The sequence below is a fragment of the Streptomyces doebereineriae genome (assembly GCF_031845645.1).
In the GTDB taxonomy this organism is placed as follows: Bacteria; Actinomycetota; Actinomycetes; order Streptomycetales; family Streptomycetaceae; genus Streptomyces; species Streptomyces canus.
Map to the genome: position 1 here is coordinate 1 of NZ_JAVREZ010000554.1, position 396 is coordinate 396.

The 396-nt window shown below is 65.7% G+C and carries 1 protein-coding gene; it reads left to right on the top strand.

Features of this window, described 5'->3' with window-relative positions:
* The coding region (locus tag RNB18_RS53220) for a substrate-binding domain-containing protein (protein ID WP_311721204.1) at positions 1-396 on the top strand (396 nt) is incomplete at both ends.

Below are 396 nucleotides of genomic sequence, written 5' to 3' on the forward strand. Positions count from 1 at the left end.
CGGGATCGACCGGCCTGCGGGCTTTGTCGACCGTTTCCGGGAGGCGGGCATCGAAGTGCCCGAGGGGAACATTGTGTTCACGGGTCTGGACAGCCACGGTGGTCACGTCGCCGCGGACCGCCTACTCGATGCGGCATCACCGCCGACCGCGCTGTTCGCGGTGAACGACTTCGCCGCCATCGGTGCCGCCGGCTCGATTCGCAATCACGGCTTGCGGGTCGGTGAGGACGTGTCGCTGATCGGGTTCAACAATATTGCTCTGACGGACGAGATGCACGTCCCGTTGACCTCGATCGAATCGCATGCGTTCGACATGGGCCGTGACGCCCTGCAGTTGTTCGCCGAGGTGCTCGCGGGAGGCCTCGAGGTGCAACGGCGGACCGAACCGGTCCTGGT